At 71.1% G+C, this 26,768-nt stretch carries 23 protein-coding genes, 1 tRNA gene and 2 pseudogenes; 16 read left to right on the forward strand and 10 right to left on the reverse strand.

Annotated elements, in window-relative coordinates:
- Window positions 1–421 precede the first annotated feature (421 nt).
- Entirely contained in the window at window positions 422–748 is a 327-nt protein-coding gene (locus MMR14E_RS08575; protein WP_331313710.1) for a multidrug efflux SMR transporter, read from the forward strand.
- Between the two features lie 139 nt (window positions 749–887).
- On the forward strand, window positions 888–1,514 hold the full coding sequence (locus MMR14E_RS08580) for a cell wall hydrolase (protein WP_331313711.1): 627 nt from the start codon (window positions 888–890) through the stop codon (window positions 1,512–1,514).
- Window positions 1,515–1,589: 75 nt separating this feature from the next.
- Here the strand turns inward: MMR14E_RS08580 and MMR14E_RS08585 are convergent, their stop codons facing one another.
- Complete coding sequence (locus tag MMR14E_RS08585) at window positions 1,590–1,886, reverse strand: hypothetical protein (RefSeq protein WP_331313712.1); 297 nt, start codon at window positions 1,884–1,886, stop codon at window positions 1,590–1,592.
- Window positions 1,887–1,973: 87 nt separating this feature from the next.
- Here MMR14E_RS08585 and MMR14E_RS08590 point away from each other — a divergent pair, with 87 nt between their 5' ends.
- Window positions 1,974–2,165: a hypothetical protein gene (locus MMR14E_RS08590; protein WP_331313713.1), complete on the forward strand. Its 192-nt coding sequence runs from the start codon at window positions 1,974–1,976 to the stop codon at window positions 2,163–2,165.
- A 197-nt stretch (window positions 2,166–2,362) separates the two neighbouring features.
- Window positions 2,363–2,767, forward strand: a complete 405-nt coding sequence (locus tag MMR14E_RS08595; protein ID WP_331313714.1) for a hypothetical protein — start codon at window positions 2,363–2,365, stop codon at window positions 2,765–2,767.
- A 256-nt stretch (window positions 2,768–3,023) separates the two neighbouring features.
- Here the strand turns inward: MMR14E_RS08595 and MMR14E_RS08600 are convergent.
- Window positions 3,024–3,568, reverse strand: a pseudogene (locus tag MMR14E_RS08600) (transglycosylase SLT domain-containing protein).
- On the reverse strand, window positions 3,528–3,932 hold the full coding sequence (locus MMR14E_RS08605) for a flagellar hook-length control protein FliK (RefSeq protein WP_331313715.1): 405 nt from the start codon (window positions 3,930–3,932) through the stop codon (window positions 3,528–3,530). The pseudogene MMR14E_RS08600 and the gene MMR14E_RS08605 overlap by 41 nt, the downstream one beginning before the upstream one ends.
- Window positions 3,933–4,222: 290 nt before the next feature.
- On the opposite strand from MMR14E_RS08605, the pseudogene MMR14E_RS29200 reads away from it, so the two are divergent.
- Window positions 4,223–4,357: pseudogene (locus MMR14E_RS29200) on the forward strand (4Fe-4S binding protein); the annotation flags it as partial.
- A gap of 488 nt (window positions 4,358–4,845) precedes the next feature.
- Here the strand turns inward: MMR14E_RS29200 and MMR14E_RS08610 are convergent.
- Window positions 4,846–5,976, reverse strand: a complete 1,131-nt coding sequence (locus MMR14E_RS08610; RefSeq protein WP_331313716.1) for a chemotaxis protein — start codon at window positions 5,974–5,976, stop codon at window positions 4,846–4,848.
- On the opposite strand from MMR14E_RS08610, the gene MMR14E_RS08615 reads away from it, so the two are divergent.
- Window positions 5,962–6,789, forward strand: a complete 828-nt coding sequence (locus tag MMR14E_RS08615) for an EscU/YscU/HrcU family type III secretion system export apparatus switch protein (RefSeq protein WP_331313717.1) — start codon at window positions 5,962–5,964, stop codon at window positions 6,787–6,789. The two genes, MMR14E_RS08610 and MMR14E_RS08615, sit on opposite strands and share 15 nt — an antisense overlap.
- A 572-nt stretch (window positions 6,790–7,361) precedes the next feature.
- Here MMR14E_RS08615 and MMR14E_RS08620 read toward each other — a convergent pair.
- Window positions 7,362–9,524 carry a malate synthase G gene (locus tag MMR14E_RS08620; protein ID WP_331313718.1) on the reverse strand — a complete coding sequence of 721 codons (2,163 nt, stop codon included), beginning with the start codon at window positions 9,522–9,524 and terminating at the stop codon, window positions 7,362–7,364.
- Between the two features lie 140 nt (window positions 9,525–9,664).
- Between MMR14E_RS08620 and MMR14E_RS08625 the strand changes: the two genes are divergently transcribed.
- Window positions 9,665–10,564 carry a LysR family transcriptional regulator gene (locus MMR14E_RS08625; protein WP_331313719.1) on the forward strand — a complete coding sequence of 300 codons (900 nt, stop codon included), beginning with the start codon at window positions 9,665–9,667 and terminating at the stop codon, window positions 10,562–10,564.
- A gap of 223 nt (window positions 10,565–10,787) precedes the next feature.
- Here the strand turns inward: MMR14E_RS08625 and MMR14E_RS08630 are convergent, their stop codons facing one another.
- From MMR14E_RS08630 to MMR14E_RS08645, 4 genes are all read right to left on the reverse strand, one after another.
- Window positions 10,788–11,588, reverse strand: coding sequence for a class II aldolase/adducin family protein (locus tag MMR14E_RS08630; protein WP_331313720.1), 801 nt, complete (start codon window positions 11,586–11,588; stop codon window positions 10,788–10,790).
- A gap of 249 nt (window positions 11,589–11,837) precedes the next feature.
- Window positions 11,838–12,092 (reverse strand): hypothetical protein, encoded by a 255-nt coding sequence (locus MMR14E_RS08635; protein WP_012318703.1) that lies wholly within the window; start codon window positions 12,090–12,092, stop codon window positions 11,838–11,840.
- Between the two features lie 408 nt (window positions 12,093–12,500).
- Window positions 12,501–13,784 carry an amidase gene (locus tag MMR14E_RS08640; protein WP_331313721.1) on the reverse strand — a complete coding sequence of 428 codons (1,284 nt, stop codon included), beginning with the start codon at window positions 13,782–13,784 and terminating at the stop codon, window positions 12,501–12,503.
- A gap of 66 nt (window positions 13,785–13,850) precedes the next feature.
- Window positions 13,851–14,630 (reverse strand): SDR family oxidoreductase, encoded by a 780-nt coding sequence (locus tag MMR14E_RS08645; RefSeq protein WP_331313722.1) that lies wholly within the window; start codon window positions 14,628–14,630, stop codon window positions 13,851–13,853.
- Window positions 14,631–15,150: 520 nt separating this feature from the next.
- On the opposite strand from MMR14E_RS08645, the gene MMR14E_RS08650 reads away from it, so the two are divergent.
- Window positions 15,151–15,651, forward strand: a complete 501-nt coding sequence (locus tag MMR14E_RS08650; protein WP_331313723.1) for an STM3941 family protein — start codon at window positions 15,151–15,153, stop codon at window positions 15,649–15,651.
- A gap of 356 nt (window positions 15,652–16,007) precedes the next feature.
- Here MMR14E_RS08650 and MMR14E_RS08655 read toward each other — a convergent pair.
- A tRNA-Val gene (locus tag MMR14E_RS08655) sits at window positions 16,008–16,082 on the reverse strand.
- 487 nt (window positions 16,083–16,569) lie between these two features.
- Here MMR14E_RS08655 and MMR14E_RS08660 point away from each other — a divergent pair.
- The 8 genes from MMR14E_RS08660 to MMR14E_RS08695 all read left to right on the forward strand — a co-directional run bounded on the left by MMR14E_RS08660 (window position 16,570) and on the right by MMR14E_RS08695 (window position 26,663).
- Window positions 16,570–17,613: a hypothetical protein gene (locus MMR14E_RS08660; protein WP_331313724.1), complete on the forward strand. Its 1,044-nt coding sequence runs from the start codon at window positions 16,570–16,572 to the stop codon at window positions 17,611–17,613.
- A gap of 453 nt (window positions 17,614–18,066) precedes the next feature.
- A complete protein-coding gene (locus tag MMR14E_RS08665; protein ID WP_331313725.1) occupies window positions 18,067–19,890 on the forward strand; it encodes a glycosyltransferase family 2 protein in 1,824 nt (607 codons plus the stop codon).
- 167 nt (window positions 19,891–20,057) lie between these two features.
- Window positions 20,058–21,389: an MFS transporter gene (locus MMR14E_RS08670; protein ID WP_331313726.1), complete on the forward strand. Its 1,332-nt coding sequence runs from the start codon at window positions 20,058–20,060 to the stop codon at window positions 21,387–21,389.
- Between the two features lie 139 nt (window positions 21,390–21,528).
- Entirely contained in the window at window positions 21,529–22,758 is a 1,230-nt protein-coding gene (gene cyoA, locus MMR14E_RS08675; protein WP_331313727.1) for a ubiquinol oxidase subunit II, read from the forward strand.
- A gap of 75 nt (window positions 22,759–22,833) precedes the next feature.
- Window positions 22,834–24,834 carry a cytochrome o ubiquinol oxidase subunit I gene (cyoB, locus tag MMR14E_RS08680; RefSeq protein WP_331313728.1) on the forward strand — a complete coding sequence of 667 codons (2,001 nt, stop codon included), beginning with the start codon at window positions 22,834–22,836 and terminating at the stop codon, window positions 24,832–24,834.
- Window positions 24,835–24,838: 4 nt separating this feature from the next.
- Entirely contained in the window at window positions 24,839–25,471 is a 633-nt protein-coding gene (cyoC, locus tag MMR14E_RS08685) for a cytochrome o ubiquinol oxidase subunit III (protein WP_020093234.1), read from the forward strand.
- Window positions 25,468–25,863 (forward strand): cytochrome o ubiquinol oxidase subunit IV, encoded by a 396-nt coding sequence (gene cyoD, locus MMR14E_RS08690; RefSeq protein WP_331313729.1) that lies wholly within the window; start codon window positions 25,468–25,470, stop codon window positions 25,861–25,863. Before cyoC ends, cyoD begins: the two co-directional genes overlap by 4 nt.
- Before the next feature lie 14 nt (window positions 25,864–25,877).
- Entirely contained in the window at window positions 25,878–26,663 is a 786-nt protein-coding gene (locus MMR14E_RS08695; RefSeq protein WP_331313731.1) for an SURF1 family protein, read from the forward strand.
- The last annotated feature ends 105 nt before the right edge of the window (window positions 26,664–26,768 follow it).

Here is a 26,768-nt window from a genome sequence, read left to right on the forward strand (position 1 = left end):
GCCGCCCGCCGCGGCGATCGCGCCCCAGCGGCGGCCCCGGCGTGTGCGGGCCGGGGACTCCGGGATCGCCAAGGACGCGGTCATGCTGGATCTGTGTCGCTCTGGATCGTCGCTGTCGCGCGGCCGGCCCCGGGACGGGACGGCGCGCCGTCACCATGATCAGGAGGCATTAACGAAAGCCCCAACCGGCCCGGGCGCGGGGCCGGTCCGTCGCCGGCGCCGCGGCGGGGGACCGGTTCGGAAATGTTCATGGATCTGTGGCCTTGTGTCCGGCGGCCGCCGACGGCCCGCGGCCGTTTTGACGCGGATCCGGGCCGGCCCGGCGCCGCCCCGTCCGCTCGGGCGTCCGACGCGAATCTGATTCTACACGCCGCGACCGCCCCTTTCACCCAGCCCGCGCAGCCCGAAAGTCCGCCGTGCCATGAATCCGTACCTGATCCTCGGGCTCGCCATCGGCGCGGAGGTGACCGCGACCCTGGCGCTGAAGGCCGCCGAGGGCCTCACGCGCCCGGGCCCGACGGTGATCGTGGCCCTCGGATACGGCACCGCCCTGTGGCTGATGTCGACCAGCATGGACATGCTGCCGATCGGCGTCGTCTACGCGATCTGGTCGGGGATCGGCATGATCGGCGCGGCCCTCGGCGGCGCGTGGCTGTACGGCGAGGCGCTCAACCCGACGATGCTGGTGGGCATCGGGGTGATCGCCCTGGGGGTGACCATCCTGGCCGCCGGCCAGGGCCAGCACTGAGGCTCCGGTTCGGGGCCGGTCCCGAAACGGGACGCCCTCGCCACATCCTCGCCGCGAACGTGCCGTCAAGCTTGGCCTTCCCGGTCGGAGCGGAACACCGCCCGGCTGGTCAGGCTGGAGGAGCACGGAGCGCCGATGCATGCGGGGTAGCGAGAGGACGAAGGTCGGTCCTGCACTGATCGTTCTGGCGGCGGCGGGCGGCCTGGGGGCCTGCAACACCGCGTCGCCGGTGCTCACGACGGGATCGATCCCCGACCGCAAGCCGCCGATGGTCGTCAGCGACGCCGAGCGCGATTGTCTCGGCCGCGCCATGTACTTCGAGTCGAATCGGAGCGACAGCGACGGGCTGGTCGCCGTCGGCACGGTCGTGATGAACCGGCTCGAGAACGCGATCTTCCCGGGCGGCATCTGCGCGGTGGTCGGGCAGCCGGGCCAGTTCGCGCCCGGCGTCCTCACCAAGCCGATGCAGGAGAAGGACCTGCAGAAGGTCGCCGACGCCGCCGATGCCGTCCTGGCCGGCGAGCGGCACCCGAAGGTCGGGAAGGCGATGTACTTCCACACCGCGGGCCACCACTTCCCCTACACGAACATGCACTACGTCGCCGTCGCCGGCGGCAACGCCTTCTACGAGAAGCGCGACAGGCGCACGGCCAAGCTGGAGAAGCAGGAGAGGCCGACCCCGCAGGACAGGCTGGCCACGCCGGCCCTGCCCGCGACGGCCCTGACCTTCGCGGCCGTACCGGCGCCGCCTGCCGCGAGCCCCTGATCGGGACGGCCCGATTCGACCGGAGCGCGCGGCGATCCGCTCGCCGCGCGCCGGAATCGGCACGGCGAGCCCCGGTCAGCCGGCCGCCGCATCCTCCGCGCGGATCGTCCGCGGGGTTCGGGCCTCCTGCCGGGCCTCCCGCCGGGCCTCCTGCCGGGCCTCCTGCCGGGCGGCGGCCAGCACCCGCTGCCAGCTCACCGGCTCCCGCAGCGTTTCCCAGAGGCGGAACAGCTCCAGCGTCGGCAGCGCGTCGCGATCCGGAGACGCGCCTCTCCCCGCGGGCCCGAACTCGGCGAAGAAGATCTCGACCGGGCTGCCCAGGGCCTCGGCCAATCTCCCCAGCAGCGCGTCGGCCTGGACGGTCGGGATCATGGGAAATCCTGTTTCTGCGCGGGCGGTCGAACCGGATCCTTACCTTTAAGTTGTATGCTCGGCATTCAACCAGGTTACTGCGCCGCCATGCCCGACGACGACGGTTTTGACCGCATGGTGGAGACGACCATCCTGGCCCATCAACTCGTGGCCGCGCACGGCACGGCGACGATGCAGCTCCTGTCCCGGTTGCTGCTCATGGAGATCGGCACGGAGATCGCGGCGCGGCGCGACGCCGACACGGCCGCCAACGACAATCCGGATGCCGTGGAGGAGTAGAGCGCGCCGCGCCGCGCCGGCGTCGCGGCCGGGCCTCGACGGAAGGGCCGGCGCGCCCGCAATCCTTCGGGCGATGCAATGGAGCGTGCGGCAAATCTGTTGATCGGCCCATCGATCCGACCAGACGGCGTTTACAACGATGGATAACGGCCTAGCTTCTGGGTAGAAACTACCCACGAATCACGGATCCTCCGCCGATGATCGCCAAACGGGTAGCACTCGCTGGTGCGCTCCTCCTGCTGAGCATCACGCCCGCGGTCTCCCAGCTGCGCCGTCCGATGACCTGTACGGTGGAGGCGTCGACCGGCCTCGATGTCGCCGCCGACGGGGCGAAGCCGCAGCCCCACAAGGCCCGGACCTTCTCGCTGGTCTCCAGCGGCGGTCTGCTGACCGTGATCTCGGCCGGACGCTCCGACTACTACGAGTGCCAGACGGCCTCGCCCCGGCTGAACGAGCGCACGCCGCGCAACGCGATCAAGTGTCAGAACGGCGTCTACTTCCTGCTGATCGACCTCAACAAGATGAACTTCGTCGAGGCGCAGCTCAACCCCGAGGAGCGCGGCGACATCAAGGTCAGCTACGGGAACTGCCGCACTCTGTAGTGCCCGCCTCCGGGCGATCTAGTCCATGTGGATCAGGACGTAGGCGGCGGCGACGACGGCCGTGAGGGTGAGGACGACCAGCAGCGCCGTTTTCCCGGACGGTCCCTCCGGCGGGTCTGGGGCGTCGGTCATGCGGCTCCTCCGGGCCGGTGACGGGGCCTCTGCCGAAAGACCCCGGTCCTCCCGTTGGTTCCCTGGCCCGCCCCGGGCCGCGGGCCGCCGTCCCGGCCGGCCGGGACGCTCACCGGGAGAACCATCACCGGCAGAAACGCGCCGCGGCCGGCGTCCACTGGCCGAAGCCCGTCGCGACCATGTTGGCCACGACCCGGCAGATGTAGATCTTCTGCGCCGCGTCGTTGTGCGGGCCGGCGTGATAGCGCGCCACGGCCATCGTCCAGCTGCCCTCCCGCTGCTTCAGATCGCGGAGGAATTGCGTCGCGTAGTCCACGTTCGCGCGCGGGTCGATCATGGCCTCGACCGAGGCGAATTTGCCGCCGTGATAGTGATGGTTGATCTGCATGCAGCCGAGATCGATCAGGCGCGCGCCCCGGCGGCGCGCCGCGGTGAAGTGGGCCAGCACGTCCTGGGGCCCGGTCGCGAAATAGGCCGTCCCTTCGATGTTCAGGCGTAGGGCTGGAGCGAGCCGCGCTTGCCCGTCTCCGTGAGGCCCACCGCGTAGAGCACGCCGAGGGGCACGCCGTAGCGGGCCGAGGCACGGCCCATCTCGGCCTCGCACACGGTCCCGGCGACCGGCGCGGCGCTACAGATAAACGCCGCCGTCGCGAGGACGTACCGTCTCATCCATCCGCTCCCCGTCGCGTCTGCCGATCGCCGGCCGCTGCTCCGCGCGCTGCTGCTCTGACCGCCGCTGCCCCTCCCCGCCGGGACCCGGCCGGCCCCCCCCGTCGGTGTTGGCGGATTGGCCCTGTGACGGTGACCCGCCCGCGGAAGACCCGGCTTCGGTCGGGCGAACGGGCCCGACGGTGATCTCGGGCCGGTAATGGGCCTGCTTCATCAATTCGGTGAGGATCGCCGAATCCCGCTGCAGCATCGCCGCCGTCTCGGGGCGCGAGGCGCGCAGATGGGTCTCGAGATGACCGTCGGTGAGCCGCAACTCCACCGTGACGATCCCGAGATTGTCCGGCCGAAGCTGGATCTTGAGCACCCGCAGCGGCCCGTCCGGAGCCGGGGGGATCGCCGGGTCGGTGCTGACGCGACCCTCCGGTCCGGCCGCGGCCGCGCGCTCGATCTCCTCCTTGATGGCCGCCGCGATCGCCGGCAGGGCGGCGGCGGCCTGGCCTGGCCTGGCCTGGCCCGGACCGGACCCGGATCCGCCGGCCGCGTCCTGGTTCGGGCCGCTCGGCGGCTCCTGGCGGCCGCTGGAGGCGGGTTGGACCCCGGCGATTCCGGAGCGGGACCGGTTGTCCTCGCGCGCCGCGAGCTCCCCCGGCCCATCTGAAGCGCACCCTCGATCTCTGCGTCTCCTGCAAGGCCTGCCGCCGCGAGTGCCCGACCGGCGTCGACATGGCCAAGATGAAGATCGAGTTCCTGCACCATTACCACGCACGCCACGGGCTGCCCCTGGGGGAGGCTGCCCGGCCCCGGCCCGGCGCGCGGCGACGCGTCCGGACGGGCCGCCTCGCCGTCCTCCGCGCGGGGGATCTCCGGGACCGCGCCGGGGCCCACCGGGGCGGCTGCGGCGGCGGTCGGTCCCGGGGCCTCGGTCCCGTGTCCCGCGGGGGTGTTCGGCGCGGCCGGCCGGGAAGCGGCACCCAGGATCTCGGCGAGCACTGCGGCGGCGTTGCGGGGATCGACCGGTGCCGGCGGCGTTTCGGGCGATGCGCCGGCCTCGTCCGTCGGATCCTTCGCGGTCGCGTCGTCCGGTTCGTCGGCCTCGCCCGCGTCCGCGTCGGATCGGTGCGCGGTTGCGCGCTCCGAGACGGCGCACAGAGCCAGGTCGAAGGCGCTCCGCACCCCCGCATCCGGCAGCGCCGGAAGGTCGCCCGCCGGATGCGGGGACGATGCGACTTTCCGATCGGGTGCGGAGGCGGGTTTCGGGAGCGCGGCGGAGATCGTGTTCACGGGGTCGCCTTGCTGAGCATCAGATCGATCCGGTCGATCGCGGCCTGCGCCTTCGGGATCAGGTTCGCGGGCCCGTCGGCGGGACCCGGGGCGGCCTGCGCCGGCTTCGCGGCGCCGTCGGGCTCCGGCGCGCCGGGCCGCCCGGCGAGCCCGCGTCCGATCGCCTCGGCCGTCGACAGGGCCGTCTCGAGGAGGAGCAGGTCGTCGGCCGCGAGCTTGGCCCTGTCGAGGGATCTCAGCGCGCGCAACCCGGACTGGAACGTGCCCAGGCTCACGATCTCGGCGGCCGCCCGGTAGAGCTGGGCCCGGATCGCCTCCGCGCTCCCGGGCGGACTGAGCGCGAGGGCCCTCTCGCTGGCGCGAAGCGCCCCGGCCGTCTTGCCCGCCTGGATCGCCGTCTCGGCGACCAGGAGATACAGGTCGCGTCGGCTCTCGGGACGGAGTTCGTTCAGGATCCTGTTCAGGGTCGCGAACCGCTCCGCGTCCTGGCCGACATCGAACTGCGTCAACTGATAGGCCAGGCGCTGCCGGAAGTTGCCCGCGTAGACCGAGTGCGGGAAGCGGCGCAGGTACTGGATCGCCAGCGCCTCGAACGCTTTCAGCTCGCCGATCTGACCGAGGGTGAAGATCTCGCGGCGCAGGGCGCCCTCCTCGGTCAGGGTTCCCGGCAGCAGCACCCGGACGCGGTCGAGCAGGGCGACCGCCCGGGCCGGCTGGTCGGGCACGGCGAGCGAGGCCTGCGTCAGGCCGATCGCGCCCGCCAGCGTCGGCGGCAGGCCCGTCGTGTCGACGTCCTGGAGCAGGCGCTTCGCCTCGGCCTCCCGCCCCTCGAGATAGGCGAGCGCGCCGCGCGCGAGCGTCGCTTCGGGCTCGACGAGGCCGTCCTGCGCCGTCAGCCGTCGCAGGACGACCGGACCGCCGCCGATCAGGGCGAAGGTGATCGCGGACCGGAGATTGTTCCGGCGGTTCCAGATCTCGGGCGGGGCGGCCAGGAGATCCGCGTTGATCCGGGCGATCAGGAGCGGCTGGCTCTCGTGGGCGGCCAGGGAGCCGGCGGCGACGCGATCCTGGAGCAGCCGCGCAACTTCAGCGTGGAGACCAGCCGCGACGCGATGCGCCTCGTCCACGCCCTCGCCCTGGAGATGGGACGGTTCTTGCTGCCGGCGCTGGTCATCCTCCTCGTGGCCGGTATCGCCGCCTCGATCTTCCAGAATGCACCGCGCGTCGTGTCCGATCGAATCCAGCCGAAATGGTCCCGCATCTCTCCCGTCGCCGGCTGGAATCGGCTCTTCAGTCTGCAGGGATTCATCGAGTTCGGGAAAAATCTGTTCAAGTTCTTCGCGATCGGCGGCATGTCCTACATGGTCCTGCACGCGGACCGCCACGAGATCGTCAATGTCATGTTCGTGGATCCAGTCGGGTTGCCCGAATTCCTGCTGACCCTGTCGGTGCGCCTCGTCTCGGCCGTGAGCGTCGCGACGATCGCGCTGGTCGCCGGCGACCTGGTCTGGACCCGCGTGCGCTGGCAGCGCGATCTGCGGATGTCGCGGCAGGAGGTGAAGGACGAGTTCAAGCAGCTCGAGGGCGATCCGCTCGTGAAGGCGAAGATGCGCTCGCTGGCGCAGGACCGGCTGCGCAAGCAGATGATGGCGGCGGTGCCCCGCGCCACCATGATCCTGGCGAACCCGACGCACTACGCGATCGCGCTCCGCTACGACCAGAGCGAGAACGACGCCCCGATGGTTCTGGCCAAGGGGGCGGACCTGATCGCCCTGCGCATCCGCGAGATCGCCGAGAAGCACCGGATCGAGGTGGTCGTCGACAAGGCGCTCACCCGGGCGATGTACGACCATGTCGAGGTCAACCAGGTGATCCCGGCGGAGTTCTACCGGGCGGTGGCGAACCTGCTGGTCTACGTGATGACGCGCAAGCGCCGCTGACGGACGCGGACGCGTCGCCGTGGCGTTGGCCGACCTGCTCGTTCCGACCGACCGGCAGAGGCTGGGGACCTCGGCGGGACTGCTCGACAGGGCTCTCGAGCGGAGGCCGGGCGCGGCGAAGGAGCCCCTCGCCGCCCCTCGCCGCCCGTCCCGCGCCGGGTCTGCTGCCTCTCGCCTCGCAGATCCGCGTCGCGGCGTCTCAGACCCAGGAGGCGGTCTGCCTGCTCGGCGGGCAGGCGCTGCCCGGCCGGCTCGTGCGGGGCGTCCCCGAGAGCTGGGACGTGCGGGACAGGCCCGGCACGGTCGCGGCGGCGACGGCGCGTCTCGCGCAGGCGCTCGCCGCCCTCGATCGTCCGGACGGCCTCGCCTTCGACCCGGCGGGCGCGTCCGACCGGCGGGACTGGGCGCGACCGCGATTCCATGTTGACCCGGTCAGCGCCTCCGATCCTGCGGAACCGGAGTATCGCCATCGGCATCGGCATGGCCGATGACGGGTCGCACATGCTCGCGTATCGCCGGGCCGTCGGGGCGGATCCCGGGGGGCGGCGCGCGCCCGGGATCCGGGAGCGGCCTCAGGCCGCCCGCACGTGGGCCTCCAGGCGCTTCGCCTCCCGGCGGAACTGGTGCAGCACGAACTCGGTGTAGCCGTTCGGCTGGCCGGCACCCTCGAAGACCAGGGCCTCGGCGGCGCGGAAGGCCGGACCGTCGAAGCCCGGGGCCATCGGACGGTAGGCCGGGTCGCCGGCATTCTGGCGGTCGACGATCTCGGCCATCCGGCGCAGGGCCGCGGCCACCGCCGCGCGATCCACGATCCCGTGGCGCAGCCAGTTGGCGATGTGCTGGCTGGAGATCCGCAGGGTGGCGCGGTCCTCCATCAGCCCGACCTCGTGGATGTCCGGCACCTTGGAGCAGCCGACGCCCTGGTCGACCCAGCGGACCACGTAGCCCAGGATCCCCTGGCAGTTGTTGTCGAGTTCCTCCCGCACCGAATCCGGCGCGAACGCGCCCTCGGCGAGCGGCAGGGTCAGCATGGCGGCGCGGGTCGCGGGCGCCCGGCCGGCGAGGTCCGCCTGGCGGGCGCGGACATCCACCTGATGGTAGTGGAGCGCGTGGAGCGTCGCGGCGGTCGGCGACGGCACCCAGGCGGTGTTGGCGCCCGCCTCCGGGTGGGCGCCCTTGGCCTCGAGCATCGCCGCCATCCGGTCGGGGGCGGCCCACATGCCCTTGCCGATCTGCGCGTGGCCCGGCAGGCCGCAGGCGAGGCCGGCATCGACGTTGCCGTCTTCGTAGGCCTTGATCCAGGCGGTCGCCTTCATGGAATCCTTGCGGACCACCGGACCCGCTTCCAGCGCGGTGTGGATCTCGTCGCCGGTCCGGTCGAGGAAGCCGGTGTTGATGAAGAACAGCCGGTCCGACGCCGCGGCGATCGCCGCCTTGAGGTTCAGCGTCGTGCGCCGCTCCTCGTCCATGACGCCGATCTTGAGCGTCCGCGGCGCGAGGCCGACCAGCGCCTCGACCCGCCCGAACAGCGCCACCGCGAAGGCGACCTCGTCGGGGCCGTGCAGCTTGGGCTTGACCATGTAGACCGAGCCGGTCCGGCTGTTACGGAGCGGACCGGTCCCCTTCAGGTCGTGCAGCGCGATCAGCGCGGTGACGGCCGCGTCGAGGATCGTCTCCGGGATCTCGGCGCCGTCGAGGGTCACGGCGTCGGTGTACATGTGGTGGCCGACATGCCGGACCAGCATCAGCGACCGTCCCGGCAGGGTCAGGCACCCCCCGTCGGGGCCCGTGAAGGTGCGGTCCGCGGCGAGCCGCCGCTCGACCGTGCGGCCACCCTTGGACAGGGTGGCGATGAGGTCGCCGCGCATCAGGCCGAGCCAGCTCCGGTAGACCGCGACCTTGTCGGCCGAATCCACGGCCGCCACCGAATCCTCCATGTCCATGATGGTCGACAGGGCGGCTTCCAGCACCACGTCCGCGATGCCGGCCGGGTCGGTGCGGCCGATCGGGCTCGTGCGGTCGACGACGATCTCGATATGCAGCCCGTTGTGGCGCAGCAGGAGCGCGGTCGGCGCCGCGGCGTCGCCGGTGTAGCCCGCGAAGGCGGCCGAGCCGGTCAGGCCGGCGCTGCGGCCGGCGCCGAGGTCGACGGCGAGGCGGCCGTCCGTCACCGAGAAGCCCACGGCATCGGCCCAGGAGCCGACGCTGAGCGGCGCGGTCGCGTCGAGGAACGCCTTGGTCCGAGCCACCACGGCGGCGCCCCGGGCCGGGTTGAACCCGGTGCCGGGCGCGCGGTCGCCGTCCTGCGGGATCGCGTCGGTGCCGTAGAGCGCGTCGTAGAGGCTGCCCCAGCGGGCGTTGGCGGCGTTCAGCGCGTAGCGGGCGTTGGAGATCGGCACCACGAGCTGCGGTCCGGCGATCGCGGCGATCTCCGCGTCCACGTTCTCGGTGGTCACCCGCACGGTCTCGGGCTCCGGCTGCAGGTAGCCGATCCGCGTCAGGTAGGCCGCGTAGGCCGCCGGATCGTGCGGCTGGCCGCGATGGTCACGGTGCCAGGAATCGATGTCCGCCTGGAGAGCGTCGCGCCGGTCGAGCAGGGCCCGGTTGTGCGGTGCGAGATCGCGGACGAGCGCGGCGAAGCCCGACCAGAACTGGTCGGCCGAGAGGCCGGTCCCGGGCAGCGCCTCCTCGGACAGGAAGGTGCGGAGATCCTCGGCGACGACGAGATTCGACATGGCGATCCTCTGGGATACAGGCCCGCGCGTCAGAAAAAATCGAACGCGCCGTGAAAAATTTTTGATGACGCATCGATAGATCGCTTGGCTTCCGCGAGAAAGGCAGCAAAAGGGATTTGATTTTTTCCGCAGCGTTGAGAATGCACGACCAGAGCGACCTGGAGATCTTCGCCCGGGTGGTCCGCACCGGCAGCCTCACCCAGGCCGGGTCGGAGCTCGGCCTGTCGGTGGCGGTGGTCTCGAAGCGGCTGAAGCGGCTCGAGGAGCGGCTCGCCGTGCGCCTGCTGCACCGCACCACGCGGCGCGTCGCGCCGACGGATGTCGGCGCGGCCTTCTTCGAGCGGATCGCCCCGATCGTCGACGCCATCGCGGAGGCCGAGAGCCTCGTGTCGCAGACGGCGACCCGGGCCCGGGGGACCCTCCGGGTCACCGCGCCGAGCTCCTTCGGGCGCCTGCACATCGTCCCGCACCTGCGGGCCTTCTTCGCCCTCCATCCCGGCATCGTGCTGAACCTAGAGCTGAGCGACGATTTCGAGTCGATCGTCGAGCGCGGCTACGACCTCGCGATCCGGGTCGGCGCGCTGGAGAGTTCCGGGCTGACGGCGGTGCGCCTCGCGCCGGTGCAGCGGGTCCTCTGCGCGCGGCCGAGTTACCTCGACGCGGCCGGGCGGCCGCAGAGCCTCGATGACCTGCGCGGCCACGTCTGCCTCGCCACCGAGAACCAGAATCCCTGGCGGCTGGTCGGGCCGGAGGGACCCTGCACGGTCGGCGCGTCGGGGCCGCTGCGCACCCATTCCAACGAGGTGGTGCGCGAGGCCGTGATCGGCGGCCTCGGGATCGCGCTGCGATCGACCTGGGACGTGTACGCGGAGCTGCGCGACGGCCTGCTGGAGGTGGTGCTGCCGGCCTACGCGGCGGCGGCCTCGGCGGGCATCTTCGCGGTCTACCCGAGCCGGGCCTTCGTGCCGGCCAAGACGCGGGCCTTCATCGCGTTCCTCAAGCAGACCTACCGGTCGAGCGGCGCCTGGGCGGAGGGGTGAGGCCGGTGCTGCGGCGTCCCGCTCCTGCGGAGAGCGAGCACCCGAGTGGCGTCTCATCCCCTCTCCGATCGATGAGAGCGGCACCGCCGTCCTCGCGAGCGGAGCGAAGCAGTCCAGCGGCGCCAGCTGACCGGAATCGCGCTGCCCCGGGTCGCTTCGCGCCGCTCGCGAGGTCGGAATGGGGCCTATCGACCGAACGGGTCAGCTGGCGACCGGTCCGCCCTCAGCCCTGCGCGAAGTCCGGGTCCGTCCGCGCCAGCATCCGCTTGAACGCCGCCCACTCGTTGTCGGGCGCCCCCTGGATCACGACGCGGTCGTAGCCGGCGGCGTACTGCCCGGCGGTCTTGGTGGCGACGGCGGAGGAGGGCCGGATCACCGGTGCGCCCGCCGCCTGAATCGCCAGCTGCGCCCGGCACGAGCGCTCCATGTTGTGCATCAGCCGGAACGCCTCGCCGACCGTGCGCCCGCAGGTCAGCAGGCCGTGGTTGCGCAGCACCATCACGGGCTTGTCGCCGAGATCGGCCACCAGCCGCTGCCGCTCGTCGAGGTCGAGGGCGATGCCCTCGTAGTCGTGGTAGGCGACGCGTCCCGTGAACTGCATCGACCACTGGTTCAGGGGCAGGAGCCCCTCCTCCTGGCAGGAGACCGCCACGCCCGCGACCGTGTGGGTGTGCAGCACGCAGATCGCGTCGTGGCGCGCGGCGTGGATGGCGCTGTGGATGGTGAACCCGGCCGGGTTGATGCCGAGCCTCATCGGATCCTCCAGCACCTTCCCGTCGATGTCGACGGTGACGAGGTTCTCCGGCGTCACCTCCTCGAAGCGCATCCCGTAGGGGTTGATCAGGAACCGGTGCCCGGCGCCCGGCAGCCGCGCCGAGATGTGGGTGTAGATGCTGTCGTCGAGGCCCAGCCGGTGGATCAGCCGGTAGGCGGCCGCGAGGTCGACGCGCATCGCGCGGATCGCGGCGTGATCGGCGGGACCCGCGTCCCGGTCCGCGGCGATCGACGGTGTGGCTGCGCTCATGCGACGGCTCCCTGCCGGTCGGCCCTGTCGGCCCTCCGGGATCGCCGCCCGGCGCAGGCGGTCCCGCGATTCCTGAGGCGGTCCGGGACGAGGACCGGGCCCGGGAATCGCCGGCAGGGTGCACCACGGCGCGCGGTCCGGCAATGCACCGGGCCGCGCGTGCGCGGACGCGGCCGAGTCGGGGCGGCGAGCGCCGGTGGCGCGGGGCCGACCCTGCCGTCGACGGTCTCGCGTCGGTCCGGCGCGCTCCTAGAAGCGCTGATCGGTGCGGCCGGGGTTGGGGCCGCGGCTATGATAGGACGCCATGCACAGGTGCCAGATCTGCGAGCCGAGGTCGTAGAGGCTGAGGTTGTTCGGGTTGGGATAGCTGAAGATCTGGGCCCGCGCCTGCTCGCGGCAGGCAGCGTCCTGCGGGCTCTGGATGGGCGGCTCCGGAACGGATTGCGCCGCCGCCCCCGTCGTCAGGGCGATCACGATGGCGAGGGGGGTGATGAGGGGGCGCATCGTCACAGGTCTCCGGATACGGCCTTGGGTCGGCAGCCGCTTTGCCGGCCGCGGATGGGCCACGAGATGGACAGCACGGGGGCCCGGACCGGGCCGTCTAGACCGCCGCCCGTGCGGCACCCGCCGAGTTCGGGCCGCTCAACCCGAGGGTCACGACCCGCACCACCCGCATGAGGCGCGCGGCGTGTCCCTCCCGCGAGCGACGCGTCCTTCGCGCCCCGATCCTGTGGCACGCTGCTTATGAACGAAGATTGATGTCAATGGTGCGCATTCAACGAATGACTGCATCGTTCGCGCGTCGGCATTCGCGCATCGCGCGAGGTTCGTCGTGTATTCCACCGTCATCACTGCTCGCGGCGCAGCCCCGCGCAACCTGCACAGGCGGCGCGCCGGCGGATGGATGATCGCTCACTCCGCCAGCGCGGCCTCGACCCCGGCCCCGATCGCCAGGAGCCGGCGGTCCTGCCCGTGCCGAGCCAGCAGCATCAGGCCCGCCGGCCGGGGCAGGCCCGGCATCGGCAGGGACAGGCCGGTGAGATCGAAGAAGTTGCCGAAGGCCGTGTTGCGCAGCATCAGGCGATTGGCCGCCAGGAAGGCCGCGTCGTCCGCCGCCAGGGGGGCGGTGAGCGGCGCTGTCGTGGCGGTCGCCGGGAGCGCCAGCACGTCGAGCGGGCCGAGGTGCCGGTCGAGGGCGGCGATCAGCGCGGCCCGCCGGCGCACCGTCCGGATGTAGCCCGCGGCCGTCGCGCCCCGGCCGGCCACGATGCGGCGATGGACCCGCGGATCGTAGCGGTCGGCCGCGCTGTCCAGCCAGTCGGCGTGGATCGCCGCGGCCTCGATCGCCGCGAGGGAGCCGTCCGGGAGCGCGGCGTCCATGGCGGCGAGGTGGTCGTCGATCGGGTGATCGGCGATCCGGGCGCCGGCGCCGGACAGGCGGGACAGCGCCCGCTCGAAGGCCTCGGCGACGGGCGCCTCCGTCTCGGTGAACAGCAGGCCCCGCGGCACGCCGATCCGCAGACCGGCGACGGCGAGCGCCTCCAGCGGCGCGGGCTCCGCGCCCGCCATCACGGCGTCGGCGGCCGCGCAATCCGCGACCGTCCGGGCGAGCGGCCCCAGGGAATCGAGGGCGTAGGACAGCGGGAACGCCCCCTCCAGCGGCACGCGGCTTGCGGTCGGCTTGAAGCCGACGACGCCGTTCAGCGAGGCCGGGATCCGGACGGAGCCGCCCGTGTCGGACCCGATCGCGATGTCGCTGGTCCCCTGCCCCACGGAGACCCCGGCGCCGGAGGACGAGCCCCCCGGGATGCGCGCCGGATCGGCGGCGTTGCCGGGGGTGCCGTAATGCGGGTTGAGGCCGAGCCCGGAGAAGGCGAACTCGGACATGTTGGTCTTGCCCAGGATCACCGCCCCGGCGCGGCGCAGCCGGGCGACCACCGGGGCGTCGGTGCGCGCGGGTGCCGCGTCCGCCAGCAGGATCGAGCCGGCGCGCGTCGTCTCGCCCGCCACGTCGAACAGGTCCTTGATCGAGACCATCGCGCCGTCGAGGGGGCCGAGGCAGATCCCGTCCCGGCGGCGCGCATCGGCGGCGTCCGCCGCCGCGCGGGCCTGTTCCGGGTACAGGCGGGTGAAGACCGCCGGGTCCTCCTCCGCGATCCGGGCCATCCGGGCCTCGAGGGTCTCGCGTACGCTCATGGTCCTCACCGCGCGCTGTGATCCGGCCCGCTCCTGCAAGCGGAGGGCCGGACGGGCCGGTCCGCGTCAGAACGTGCCGGGATAGGCGCCGCCATCCATCAGCAGGTTCTGCCCGGTGATGAAGCCCGCCTGCTGGCTGCACAGGAACGCGCAGGCGGCGCCGAACTCGTCGGGCTGGCCGAACCGGCCGGCGGGGTTGTCGCGGGCCCGCGCCTCCAGGAACGCCTCCACGGTGGTGCCGGCCTTGGCGGCCCCCGCCGCGGCGTTGCTGCGGATCCGGTCGGTGTCGAAGGGGCCGGGCAGCAGGTTGTTGATCGTCACGCCGTGCCGCACGGTCTTGCGCGCCAGCCCGGCCACGAAGCCCGTCAGCCCCGAGCGGGCGCCGTTCGACAGGCCGAGATGCTCGATCGGCGCCTTCACGGCGCCGGAGGTGATGTTGACGATCCGGCCGAACCTGCGGCCGATCATCCCGTCGACCGTCGCCTTGATGAGCGCGATCGGCGCCAGCATGTTGGCGTCGAGCGCCCGGATCCAGGCGTCGCGGTCCCACTCGCGGAAATCGCCGGGGGGCGGGCCGCCGGCATTGTTGACCAGGATGTCGGGCTCGGGACAGGCGGCGAGCGCGGCCGCCCGGCCGGCCTCGGTGGCGATGTCGCCCGCGACGGTCGTGACGGTGACGCCCGTCGCGGCGCGGATCTCGTCCGCGGTCCGCTCCAGCGTCTCCGCGGTGCGGGCCGTGATCGTCACCGCGACGCCCTCCCGGGCGAGCGCCAGGGCGCAGCCCTTGCCCAGACCCTTGCTCGCCGCGCAGACGAGCGCCCGGCGCCCGCTCAAGCCGAGATCCATGGGAAGCCTCCGTGAGCCGGCCCTCGCCGCGAGGGCGTCCGGCGCGTCATAGCGCGCGGGGTGCCGTCCCCGGAAGCGGCCCGGGGCAGGGCACGGAGCGGCGTGACGTCACCCGGGAGGCGCCGTTCGGCGGCGGGCGCCTCGCGGCCGGAACCAGATACAAATCTCGGATCGCACAGGAACATCAGCGCGATCCGAGAAACATTTAGGCATTGAAGGCCCTGGATCTGCAACCAAAACCAGGCTGGACTCAGCTTAATTAGTTAATCTTACTGTGTTCAAGTTGGTGTTTGAGTAGTCACCTCCAGATTTACATTGACGAATCTTGCAACAACAACATCGCCTGGGACGGATTGGGCAGCCGTAGGAGCCCGGTCGCGCCGCCGGCGCGTCGGTCGCCGCGGCCGAGACTGCCGCCGAGACTGCGGTCGAGACCGGCCCGGCGGGGTGCCGGCCAGCCGCGCCTTCGCTATGAGACCGGGGTCCGCGCGGGGCCGGAGGCAGGCGGGAGCGCATCGCCTTGACCGTCGTCGAGATCCATCGCTCGCCCTGGAGGGCGGCCGGGCTGTTCGGAGCCGCCTGCGGCTTCGTCCTCGCCTGCGCCTGGCTGCTCGCCGACGATCCCGGACGCTTCGCCGGAACTGCGGCCTGGCTCGGGATCGGCGTGTTCGGGCTGTGCGCGGCACGCGTCCTCCGCACGCTGTTCCAGCGCGGTCCGGTGGTGTCGGTCGGGCCGGGCGGGATCTTCGATCGGAGGCTCTCCACCGACTGGATCCCCTGGACGGCCGTGCGCGGCATCGCGACGGTGCAGGTCCGGCGTCAGCGCATGATCGCGTTCGAGGTCGATCCCCGGATCGCGGCGTCCCTGCCCTGGACGAAGCGCGCCCGGCGCGTGGCCCGGTTGAACCGGGTCCTCGGCGACCACCGATACTGGATCGCGTCCGTCGACCTGCGCGGCGGCTTCCCGTGCCTGTCCGACGCGGTCGCACGCGGCTGGTCCGGGTCTCACAGATGCCTGTGAGGCGCCTCACCGCGCTCTGCGCGCGCGGCTCGCCTGCGCGATCGCCAATCGAGCATCGGCGCCGCGCGGGCTGTCGTGCGACCTCGCGCTGTCCGATCGCGGCAGGATCGCTCTCGACGACCCGACACATCGCCTCCCGCACGAGGGGCGTCACCGTGTCGATGACGCGCACGCTCAGGCCTCACCGTCGCGCAACGCGGGACGGGTCGACGAGCGAGGATGGGATGGCGTGGGCGGGCAAGCGCGTCGGCGGAGGCCGCGTCAGGTTCTGCAAACCCCTCTCGGGTCGGCGATGCGGCGATGACGTGTGTCCGGGACGCTCACTCTGGAAGAGCCAGAACTCTCACAGCGTCGAATGGTGGAGACGACAGGGATCGAACCTGTGACCTTTCCCATGTCAAGGGAATGCACTACCGCTGTGCTACGTCTCCGTATCGACCGCCATCGGGTTCGCCGAACCCGAAGCTATCGAAATAGTCCAGACTGTTCAGTAGCTTATGAGGGGTGTCGACCACCCTGTCAAGGTGGTGCTCTCCCGCTGAGCTACGTGCCCGGGCCGGTGCCGTTCGGGCTCCGGTGGGCGGGGCCTATAGCGGCTGCCCGGCGCGCGCGCAAGCGGAACCTGCGTGCCGCGGCCGACCGGTCGCGTCCCCCGCCGGTCCGGCCGGGGTGCGCGCCGAGCCGGTCGCCCCGCAGCGCTGTCGGGCCGCCGTCGGATAGCGCATGCCGCATCATTGCCTTAGAGACGGTGGCATCGAGCCGGCCGGGTCAAGCCGCGGGGATCGGTCTCCGGGCCGGACGCGCCCTGGTGCACGCCGACGGAAAAATGCGCTATGGCCCTGCCGCTCGGCATCCGGCCGCGCCGCGACACATGGCGGACACTTGGCGCCGGCATGCCGCCGCCTCACGCTTCGGGACATGCGCTACTTCATCGACCACGATCAGGGCGATTCGATCCGCGGCTGGATCGTGCCGGACAATCCCCTCGCCATCAGCCGGGTCGTGGTCGCGGTCGACGGACGGCGCGTGGCCGAGGTCCCGGCCAGCGTCATCGACGAGGCCTTCAAGCGCAACGGCTGGCACGCCACCGGCCAATGCACCTTCGTGGTCAGCGAGGCCGAGGTGCCGGGCCTGTCCGAGATCCCGCGGCTCGAACTCTACGATGCCGACACCAACGTGCTGGTCTACCGGCGCATGCCGGCCGAGGGGCAGATCCGGCAGCGGGCGATGCTGATCAACACCGGCATCGAGCCCGAGATCGTCCTCCAGACGGCGCTCTTCCCGTATTTCCAGCACTGCTATTTCGGCATCCACAAGTTGCCGGACGAGATCCTGAGCTGCGTGCTGGCCGGCCCGGCCGCCCCGTCGGCCTTCCTGTCGGGCGCCGTGACCATCCCGCGCTACGAGAACTTCATGACGCCGGACCTGATGGTCACGGCCATCCTGCTCCAGGAGCCGCAGATCGAGATGGCGGCCCGGATGCGCTGGCTGAAGGCCCGGGCCGCGGATGCCGCCGATCCCACGCGCAGCTGGCGCCTGGGGCCGCTGGCCGAGGCCGCCGCCTTCGCGGACGGGTACGACTTCTCCGACGTGAAGAGCCTCAAGCGCTTCTTCCGCATGCTGCCCGAGCCCGCCTACCGGCTGCTCTACAACCCGCTGACCCGCCAGCTCGGGACCCGCATGCCGGACGACCGGCTGCATCCCGGCAACTCGATCGCGGCGATCGAGATTCTCGCCCGCGTCGGGATCGTCGGCCACAAGACCCGGTTCCCCGCCTTCGCGTCGACGCTGTTCGATCGCCTCGGGATCGGCACGCCGATCCCGGCCCTGCCGCCCGTGCCGGCCGAGACGCTGGCGCTGGCCGAGCGCCTGAAGAGCGTCAAGGCGGTCGAGGACATGATCGTGTTCGACGTGGCCATGTCGGATGCCGTGAAGGCCTCGGTCGACAAGAGCTGGAGTTGATGGTGCGTTCGACCGGGCCGGCGGTGCCCGAATTCCGCCTCCCGACGGCGCAGGTCACGGGGCTCTGGGGCAAGCGGCGCGCCCTTCCGGCGCGGGCGGCCTCCGACGGCTTGCGCGTCGCGCTGCCGGATCTCGCGGGCCGCTGGGTCGAGATCATCCTGTCCAACGACCCGGCCGAGGCCCGCGACACCCTCCCCGACATCAGCTTCGTCGGTCCCGACGGGCGCCCGGGCACGCTGCTGCCCCAGGAGGCCCGGGGCGGCGGCGCCTTCGCGTGGATCGGCTGCCTGCCCGAGGACGTCGTCGAGCTGCGCGCGCCGGCCCGAGCCTGTCCACTCCCCGTCCAACGAAAGCCCGGCGCCGCTCAGGATCGTGCCGGGCCACGGGGAGAAGCGTCATGGTGCGTACGTCGCGGACGGGCTCGCTGCTGNGGTCCGGCTGCGCCGGATCGCGGTGCGCCGTCTCGCCCGGCCGGTCCTGGCGGCCCGCGGGCTGCTGCGCGATCCCGGCCTGACCGTGCAGGCCTTCACCTGGCGGATCCTCGGCAAGAAGGTGCGCGCGCGGGGCTTCCTCGGCCGGGCGCTGCGCCACCGGCGCGTGAGCGGCTACGAGGCCTGGCTCGGCACCCACACCCTGCGCCGCGCGGAGCGGGACGGCATCGCCGCCGAGATCGCCGCCTGGACCGATCCGCCGCTGATCTCCGTGCTGATGCCGGTCCACAACCCGGATCCGAAGGTGCTGCGGGCGGCCCTGGCGTCGCTGCGCGCGCAGCTCTACCCCCACTGGGAATTGTGCGCCGTCGACGACGCCTCCACGCGCCCCGAGATCCCGCGGATCCTGAGCCGGGCGGCCGAGGCCGACCCGCGCATCCGCGTCCTCGCCCGGACCGAGAACGGCCACATCGCCCGGGCGACCAACGACGCGCTGGGCATGGCCCGGGGCGCGGTCTGCGCCTTCATGGACCACGACGACGCGCTCACCGAGGACGCCCTCTACGAGGTCGCCCGGGCGCTCCGCCGCGATCCGGGCCTCGTGCTGATCTACAGCGACGAGGACAAGATCGACGGGCGCGGCCGGCGGTTCGACCCGCACTTCAAGTCCTGCTTCGACCGCGAGCTGCTCTACGCCCAGAACTACATCAACCACCTCACGGTCGTGCGCACCGACGCGCTGCGCGCCGTCGGCGGCCTGCGCCCCGGCTTCGAGGGCAGCCAGGACCACGACCTGCTGCTGCGCCTGACCGACGGGCTCGACCCCGCCCGCATCCGCCACATCCCGCGGGTGCTCTATCACTGGCGCGCCGCGCAGGGCTCAGGCACCTTCTCGGACCGGTCGCTCGCCCGGGCGGAGGCCGCGCGCCTGCGCGCCCTGGAGGAGGTCGTGGCGCCCTGGGGCGGGCGGGCGGAGCGCGGTCCCGGCGGCTTCAACCGCCTGGTCCGGCCGCTGCCGGCGCGGCCGCCGCGGGTCTCCGCGGTCATCCCGACCCGGGACCGGGCCGAGATCCTGTCGGTGACCCTCGACGGCCTGCTCGGCGCGACCGACTACCCCGACATCGAGGTGATCATCGTCGACAACGACAGCCGCGAGCCCGAGACCGCCGCCCTGTTCGCCCGCTACCGGGACGATCCGCGGGTGCGCGTCGTGCCGGTGCCCGGCGCGTTCAATTTCTCGGATCTGTCGAATCGCGGGGCGGCCGCGGCCACCGGCGCGGTGCTGCTGTTCCTCAACAACGACATCGAGGTGCTCGAGCCCGGCTGGCTCGCCGAGCTGGTGCGCCACGCGGTGCGGCCGGAGATCGGGGCCGTCGGGGCCAAGCTCCTCTACCCGGACCACACGATCCAGCACGGCGGCATCGTCCTCGGGATCGGAGGGGTGGCCGGACACAGCCATCTCGGCCTCGCCGACGCGGATCCGGGCTATTTCTGCCGCATGGTCATCGCCCACGAGGTCTCGGCGGTCACCGGCGCGTGCCTGGCCATGCGGGCGGACGTGTTCGCGGAGGTCGGAGGCTTCGACGCGCAGGCTCTGAAGGTCGCCTTCAACGACGTGGATCTCTGCCTGAAGATCCGCCGGGCCGGCTACCGGATCGTCTGGACTCCCTTCGCGAAGCTGATTCATCACGAGTCGAAGAGCCGCGGGGCCGAGGACACGCCGGAGAAGCAGAAGCGCTTCGAGGGCGAGGTGCTGACCATGCTCGACCGCTGGGGGCCTGAGCTGCGCGCCGACCCCTATTACAACATCAACCTGTCACGGAATTCGGCGCATTACCGCGTGTGAGCGGTCCTCGCCCCTGACCCCGCCGGTGGCCGCGACCGCGCGGTGCTATGCATGCGTCAGTGGGTGAACTTGCGTCCGGAGCCGGTTGCGATACCTCTGGACATGCCGCAAGAGGCAGTTCCGGCCAAGGCGTCCCGACGGGCGCGCGGCGAGGGCGACAATCAGAGATGAGTGCGAACACCCCTACGGTCACGGGCCTGGAGCGTGACGCCCAGCAGGCGATGGGCGACCACAAGGTCCATCCCAACGAGATCGCCATCGGCGTGGTGATCGGGCGCGCGTCCGAGTACTTCGACTTCTTCGTGTTCGGCATCGCCTGCGTGCTGGTCTTCCCGAAGGTGTTCTTCCCCTTCGTCGACCCGCTCAAGGGAACCCTCTACGCCTTCTCGATCTTCGCCCTCGCCTTCATCGCACGCCCGGTCGGCACCGTGATCTTCATGGCGATCGACCGGCGCCACGGGCGCAGCGTCAAGCTGACCACGGCCCTGTTCCTGCTCGGCGGATCGACCGCGGCGGTGAGCTTCCTGCCGCGCTACGACAGCATCGGCATCTCGGCGGTCTACATCCTGGCCGGCCTGCGCATCCTGCAGGGCCTCGCCCTCGGCGGCGCCTGGGACGGACTCGCCTCGCTGCTCGCCATGAACGCGCCGCGCGAGCGCCGCGGCTGGTACGCGATGATCCCGCAGCTCGGCGCGCCGCTCGGCTTCATGGTGGCGAGCGCCCTGTTCGCCTTCTTCCTGGTCAACCTCGACGAGGCCGACTTCATCGACTGGGGCTGGCGCTTCCCGTTCTACTGCGCCTTCACCATCAACGTGGTCGCGCTGTTCGCCCGGCTGCGCCTCGTCGCCACCGACGAGTTCGCCCGCATGATGGACCTCGACCGGCTGCGCCCGGTCCCGGCCCTGGAGCTGTTCCGCCATCACGCCGGCGACGTGGTCCGCGGCGCCTTCGTGCCGCTCGCCGCCTTCGCGCTGTTCCACCTCGTGACGATCTTCCCGATCGCGTGGCTCGCGCTGAACAGCACCACCCGCTCGCCGGGCGAGTTCCTGATCGTGCAGTTCTCCGGCGCGATCGTCTGTGCCGGCGCGGTGGCGGCCTCGGGGCTGATCGCCGACCAGATCGGCCGCCGCAACTGCCTGATCATGAGCTCCTCGCTGATCGCCTTCTTCGCCGTCGGCAGCATCATCGCGCCGCTCCTGTTCGGCGAGAGCGCCATCGGCCAGACCATCTACGTCACGATCGGCTTCATGCTGCTCGGCCTCGCCTACGGCCAGACCGCGGGCGCGGTGAGCGCCCGCCTCGGCAACCGCTACCGCTACACCGGGGCCGCGCTGACCTCCGACTTCGCGTGGCTGATCGGGGCCGGCTTCGCGCCCCTGGTGGCCCTGTTCCTGTCGCAGCGCTACGGCCTGGCGATGATCGGCGTCTACCTCCTCTCCGGCGCGGTCTGCAGCCTCGTGGCCCTGTTCACCGACCGGTCGGAACTGCGCCAGATGTGAGTCGGCGGCCGGCGGCGCGGGCCGCCCGGCCCGCCCGTCACCGGACAGGAACGCCGCCTCGGGCGGCACGGCAGAAGCGCCGCGGCAGCGGCATGGCAGAAGTGCCGCGCGAGCGGCCTGGGATGACGAGACGCGTGCTGTGACCTCCACGATCCATCGACCGGACAGGACCGACACCGCGACCCGCCGAGGCGGCCGCGGGCGGCGCCTCCTGCCGCTCCTCGCCCTGCCGCTCCTGACCCTGCTCGGCGGTTGCAACTTCGTGGTCCTGCACCCGGCCGGCTACGTGGCCGAGCAGCAGCGCAACCTCGTGCTGGCGGCGACCGGGCTGATGCTCCTGATCATCGTCCCGGTGATCGCCTTCACGCTGATCTTCGCGTGGCGCTACCGCGCGACCAACGAGGACGCGGTCTACGATCCCGAATGGCACCACTCGACCCAGCTCGAGGTGCTGATCTGGACGGCGCCGCTGATGATCATCATCGCGCTCGGCGCCCTCACCTGGATCGGGACCCACACCCTCGACCCGTTCCGGCCGCTCAGCAAGATCGACCCGAAGCGCGACGTCCCGGCCGGCACCGTGCCGCTGGAGGTCGAGGCGGTGGCCATGGATTGGAAGTGGCTGTTCCTCTACCCGCAATACGGGATCGCCACGGTCAACGAGCTGGCCGCGCCGGTGGACCGCCCGATCCGCTTCAAGATCACCGCCACCGACGTGATGAACACGTTCTACGTGCCGACGCTCGCCGGCATGGTCTACGCGATGCCGGGCATGCAGACCCAGCTCCACGCGGTGATCAACCGCGAGGGCGCCTACGAGGGCCGCTCGGCCCACTACAGCGGCGCCGGTTTCTCCAACATGTTCTTCAAGTTCCACGGCCTGACCAACGACAAGTTCGACCAGTGGATCGCCAAGGCCAAGGCCGAGGGCGGCGAGCTCACCCAGGAGGCCTACCTGAAGCTCGAGGAGCCGAGCGAGGCCGAGCCGGCGCGGTTCTACAAGGCGTACATGAAGGGCCTCTACGACCGGATCATCGGCATGTGCCCGCGGCCCGACCAGATGTGCGTCGGCGAGATGGTGAAGATCGACGCGCAGGGCGGTGCCCACGGCGCGGAGGCCGCCGAGAACTACCAGCGGCTGCAGTACGACAACCGCCTCGCCGAGCGCGGCGTGGAGGCGCCCGGCGCGACGGCGCCGGCCTCGGAGACCGGCCCGCACGGTCAGACGCAGCCGCAGGGCATGAAGCCAAGGCCCGACATGGGCAACCCGGATGTCCGGGGCCAGAAGTCGCCCGACAGCCAGGGCAAGGGCCCCGGCGCGGGCCAGAGCGAGGGCGAGCAGATCGCCCCCAAGCAGCTGAACCAGTGAGACCGCGCGTGCTGACAGCGGACTCTACACACACAACCGGCGGTCGCCGTCGAACCCACTGAACGGGCCGATCCCATGTTCGCAAACCTGGACCTACAGCAGCTGCTCGTCGGGCGATTTACGATCGAGCAGATCCCCTATCACGAGCCGATCCTGCAGGCGACGTTCGCCGGCGTGGCCGTCGCCGGTCTCACCGTGCTGGGCGTCATCACCTACTACCGCTTCTGGGGACCGATGTGGCGTGACTGGATCACGTCGATCGACCACAAGAAGATCGGCATCATGTACTGCATCTTCGCGGGCATCATGCTGCTGCGCGGCTTCGCCGACGCGATCCTGATGCGCTCGCAGCAGGCGATCGCGTTCGGCGACCAGCAGGGCTTCCTGCCGCCGCACCACTACGATCAAATCTTCACCGCCCACGGCATGATCATGATCTTCTTCGTGGCGATGCCGTTCGTCACGGGCCTCATGAACTTCGCCGTGCCGCTGCAGATCGGCGCCCGCGACGTCGCCTTCCCGTTCCTGAACAACTTCAGCTTCTGGATGACGGTCGCCGGCGGCCTGCTGGTGATGGTCTCGCTGTTCGTCGGCGAGTTCTCCCGCGCCACCTGGCTGGCCTACCCGCCCCTGTCCGGGGCGGCGATGAGCCCCGGCGTCGGCGTCGACTACTACATCTGGGCGCTGCAGATCGCCGGTATCGGGACGCTGCTCTCGGGCATCAACCTGGTCGCCACCATCGTGAAGATGCGGGCGCCGGGCATGACCATGATGAAGCTGCCGATCTTCGTCTGGTCGGCGCTGTGCACCAACATCCTGATCGTGGCCGCCTTCCCGATCCTCACGGCCGTTCTCGCGATGCTGTCGCTCGACCGCTACGTCGGCACGCACTTCTTCACGAACGACCTCGGCGGCAACGCCATGCTGTACTTCAACCTGATCTGGATCTGGGGTCACCCGGAGGTCTACATCCTGATCCTGCCGGCCTTCGGTGTGTTCTCGGAGATCACCTCGACCTTCTGCGGCAAGCGCCTGTTCGGCTACACCTCGATGGTCTACGCGCTGGTGGTCATCACCATCCTCGCCTACCTCGTGTGGCTGCACCACTTCTTCACGATGGGCTCGGGCGCGGACGTGAACTCGTTCTTCGGGATCACGACCATGATCATCTCGATCCCGACGGGCGCGAAGATCTTCAACTGGATGTTCACCATGTACCGCGGCCGGATCCGGTTCGAGGTGCCGATGCTGTGGGTGGTGGCGTTCATCGTCACCTTCGTGATCGGCGGCATGACCGGCGTCCTCCTGGCGGTGCCCCCGGCCGACTTCGTCCTGCACAACTCGCTGTTCCTGATCGCGCACTTCCACAACGTGATCATCGGCGGCGTGCTGTTCGGCATGTTCGCCGGCGTGACCTTCTGGTTCCCGAAGGCCTTCGGCTTCAAGCTCGACGAGTTCTGGGGGAAGGTCGCCCTCGTGTTCTGGGTGACCGGGTTCTACGTCGCCTTCATGCCGCTCTACGTCCTCGGCCTGATGGGCGTGACCCGGCGCATGCAGCACTTCGACGACCCGTCGCTGCAGATCTGGTTCGTGATCGCCGCCATCGGCGCGGCGCTCATCGCCTGCGGCATCGCCTCGCAGATCGTCATGTTCGTGGTCTCGATCCGGAACCGCGACAAGCTGCGCGACCTCAGCGGCGACCCCTGGGGCGGCCGGACGCTCGAGTGGTCCACCTCCTCGCCGCCGCCGGACTACAACTTCGCCTTCACGCCGGTGGTCCACGATTCCGACGCGTGGTGGGACATGAAGAACCGCGGCTTCGACCGCCCGCTCAAGGGCTACAAGCCGATCCACATGCCCAAGAACACCGCGGCCGGCGCGATCCTGGCGGTCCTGAACTTCATCTTCGGCCTGGCCATGGTCTGGTACGTCTGGTGGCTGGCGATCCTCAGCTTCGTCGCGATCTTCGTCGTGGCGATCGCCCACACCTTCAATTACAATCGCGACTACTACATTCCCGCCGACGTCGTCAGTCGGACGGAAGGTCAGCGGACGCGCGAACTGGAGATGGCGTGATCCGATGATGCACGCGGAGACTGCACCCCCCGGCGCCGCGGCGCCAGTCTTCTACCAGACCGACGAGGAGGGCCATCATTCCGAGGGCTCGACCATGCTCGGGTTCTGGCTCTACCTGATGAGCGACTGCCTCATCTTCGCGACCCTGTTCGCGACCTACGGGGTGCTCGGGCGCAGCTACGCGGCCGGCCCCACCCCGAAGGAGCTGTTCGACCTGCCGGGCATCGCGGTGAACACCGCCATGCTCCTGTTCTCGTCCATCACCTACGGCTTCGCCATGCTGGAGATGGACCGGGACCGGGTGAAGCAGACGCAGATCTGGCTCGCCATCACCGGCCTGTTCGGCGTCGCCTTCGTGGCCCTGGAGATCCGGGAGTTCGTCCACCTGTTCCACGAGGGCGCGCCGCCCTGGCGCAGCGCGTTCCTGTCCTCGTTCTATACCCTGGTCGGGACCCACGGCCTGCACGTCTCGATGGGCATCCTGTGGCTCGTCGTGCTGATGGTGCAGGTCAGCAAGCGTGGCCTGATCGTCGAGAACAAGCGCCGGCTGATGTGCCTGTCGATGTTCTGGCACTTCCTCGACCTGATCTGGATCGGCGTCTTCACCGTCGTCTACCTGATGGGAGTGCTCGAATGAGCGCCGACGTTCACAACGCCGCCGCCGGGCACGGCCACCACGACGCCCACAGCGAGGGCGGGCACGGCACCTTCCAGAGCTACATGACGGGCTTCGTCCTGTCGGTGATCCTGACGGTGATCCCGTTCTGGCTGGTGATGGGCAACGTCCTCGACAACAGCCTCGTCACCACCCTGGTCATCCTGGCGCTCGGCGGCGTCCAGATGGTCGTGCACGTCATCTACTTCCTGCACATGAGCACGAAGTCGGAGGGCGGCTGGACCTTCATGGCGCTGATCTTCACGATCACGCTGGTGGTGATCATGCTCGCCGGCTCGGTGTGGGTGATGTACCACCTCAATCACAACATGATGCCGATGGATGCCCACGACGTCATGAACAACGCCCGCTGAGCGCGCGTCCGGCGATGAGGCCCGCGGGGTCGGGAGGGGGGGCTGATCCGGGATCGGCCCCCTCCCCGGCCCCGCGCGCGTTTCTGCGGCGCGCCGTGTTCGGCGTCGGCGCGGGCATCGTCTTCCTGGTGCTGCTGGGGCTCGGGACCTGGCAGGTGGAGCGGCGGGCCTGGAAGCTCGACCTGATCGCCCAGGTCGATGCCCGGGTCCACGCGCCGCCCGTGCCGGCCCCCGGGCCCGCCGCCTGGGCGCGTGTCGGCCCCGACGACGCCTACCGGCACGTCCAGATCACCGGCACGTTCCTGCACGATCGCGAGACCCTGGTTCAGGCCGTCACCGAGCTGGGCGGCGGCTTCTGGGTGCTGACGCCCCTGCGGCGTCCCGACGGGACCCTCGTGCTGGTCAACCGCGGCTTCGTGCCCGGCGCCCGGCGGGATCCGGCGAGCCGGGCGGCCGGGCAGGTCGCGGGCGAGACCGCGGTCACCGGTCTCCTGCGGCTGACCGAGCCGAAGGGCGCGTTCCTGCGCTCCAACGATGCCAGGGACGACCGCTGGTACTCCCGCGACGTGGCGGCGATCGCGGCGGCGCGCGGCCTGACCGACGTCGCCCCCTACTTCGTGGACGCGGACGCGACGCCCAATCCCGGCGGCCTGCCGGTGGGCGGCCTGACGGTGATCGCCTTCCCCAACAACCATCTTGTCTACGCGATCACGTGGTACGGGATGGCGCTGATGCTGGCGGGCGCGGTGATCTACCTCCTGCGGCGCGGCCCAGGGCAACGGGACGCCGAGGTGCGCTGAGGCGCCTGTGCTGCGCGCCTCCGCGGAAGCTCGACCGATAGGGGAGTAGCCCGCTCCGAGCGGGTCCCTATAATGGCGTGACAAACGCCACAACGAGTCAACGCC

Source organism: Methylobacterium mesophilicum, assembly GCF_036441335.1.
Taxonomy (GTDB): Bacteria; Pseudomonadota; Alphaproteobacteria; order Rhizobiales; family Beijerinckiaceae; genus Methylobacterium; species Methylobacterium mesophilicum_B.

Bases quoted from the DNA above. Each gene is read 5' to 3' on its own strand.
- MMR14E_RS08595 (WP_331313714.1), top strand. From the start codon at position 2,363: ATGATCGCCAAACGGGTAGCACTCGCTGGTGCGCTCCTCCTGCTGAGC.
- MMR14E_RS08580 (WP_331313711.1), top strand. From the start codon at position 888: ATGCGGGGTAGCGAGAGGACGAAGGTCGGTCCTGCACTGATCGTTCTG.
- MMR14E_RS08615 (WP_331313717.1), top strand. From the start codon at position 5,962: ATGCGCCTCGTCCACGCCCTCGCCCTGGAGATGGGACGGTTCTTGCTG.
- MMR14E_RS08635 (WP_012318703.1), bottom strand. From the start codon at position 12,092: ATGCGCCCCCTCATCACCCCCCTCGCCATCGTGATCGCCCTGACGACG.
- MMR14E_RS08670 (WP_331313726.1), top strand. From the start codon at position 20,058: ATGAGTGCGAACACCCCTACGGTCACGGGCCTGGAGCGTGACGCCCAG.
- MMR14E_RS08660 (WP_331313724.1), top strand. From the start codon at position 16,570: ATGCGCTACTTCATCGACCACGATCAGGGCGATTCGATCCGCGGCTGG.
- MMR14E_RS08590 (WP_331313713.1), top strand. From the start codon at position 1,974: ATGCCCGACGACGACGGTTTTGACCGCATGGTGGAGACGACCATCCTG.
- MMR14E_RS08695 (WP_331313731.1), top strand. From the start codon at position 25,878: ATGAGGCCCGCGGGGTCGGGAGGGGGGGCTGATCCGGGATCGGCCCCC.
- MMR14E_RS08630 (WP_331313720.1), bottom strand. From the start codon at position 11,588: ATGAGCGCAGCCACACCGTCGATCGCCGCGGACCGGGACGCGGGTCCC.
- MMR14E_RS08645 (WP_331313722.1), bottom strand. From the start codon at position 14,630: ATGGATCTCGGCTTGAGCGGGCGCCGGGCGCTCGTCTGCGCGGCGAGC.
- MMR14E_RS08585 (WP_331313712.1), bottom strand. From the start codon at position 1,886: ATGATCCCGACCGTCCAGGCCGACGCGCTGCTGGGGAGATTGGCCGAG.
- MMR14E_RS08625 (WP_331313719.1), top strand. From the start codon at position 9,665: ATGCACGACCAGAGCGACCTGGAGATCTTCGCCCGGGTGGTCCGCACC.
- MMR14E_RS08620 (WP_331313718.1), bottom strand. From the start codon at position 9,524: ATGTCGAATCTCGTCGTCGCCGAGGATCTCCGCACCTTCCTGTCCGAG.
- cyoD (WP_331313729.1), top strand. From the start codon at position 25,468: ATGAGCGCCGACGTTCACAACGCCGCCGCCGGGCACGGCCACCACGAC.
- cyoC (WP_020093234.1), top strand. From the start codon at position 24,839: ATGATGCACGCGGAGACTGCACCCCCCGGCGCCGCGGCGCCAGTCTTC.
- cyoB (WP_331313728.1), top strand. From the start codon at position 22,834: ATGTTCGCAAACCTGGACCTACAGCAGCTGCTCGTCGGGCGATTTACG.
- MMR14E_RS08640 (WP_331313721.1), bottom strand. From the start codon at position 13,784: ATGAGCGTACGCGAGACCCTCGAGGCCCGGATGGCCCGGATCGCGGAG.
- MMR14E_RS08575 (WP_331313710.1), top strand. From the start codon at position 422: ATGAATCCGTACCTGATCCTCGGGCTCGCCATCGGCGCGGAGGTGACC.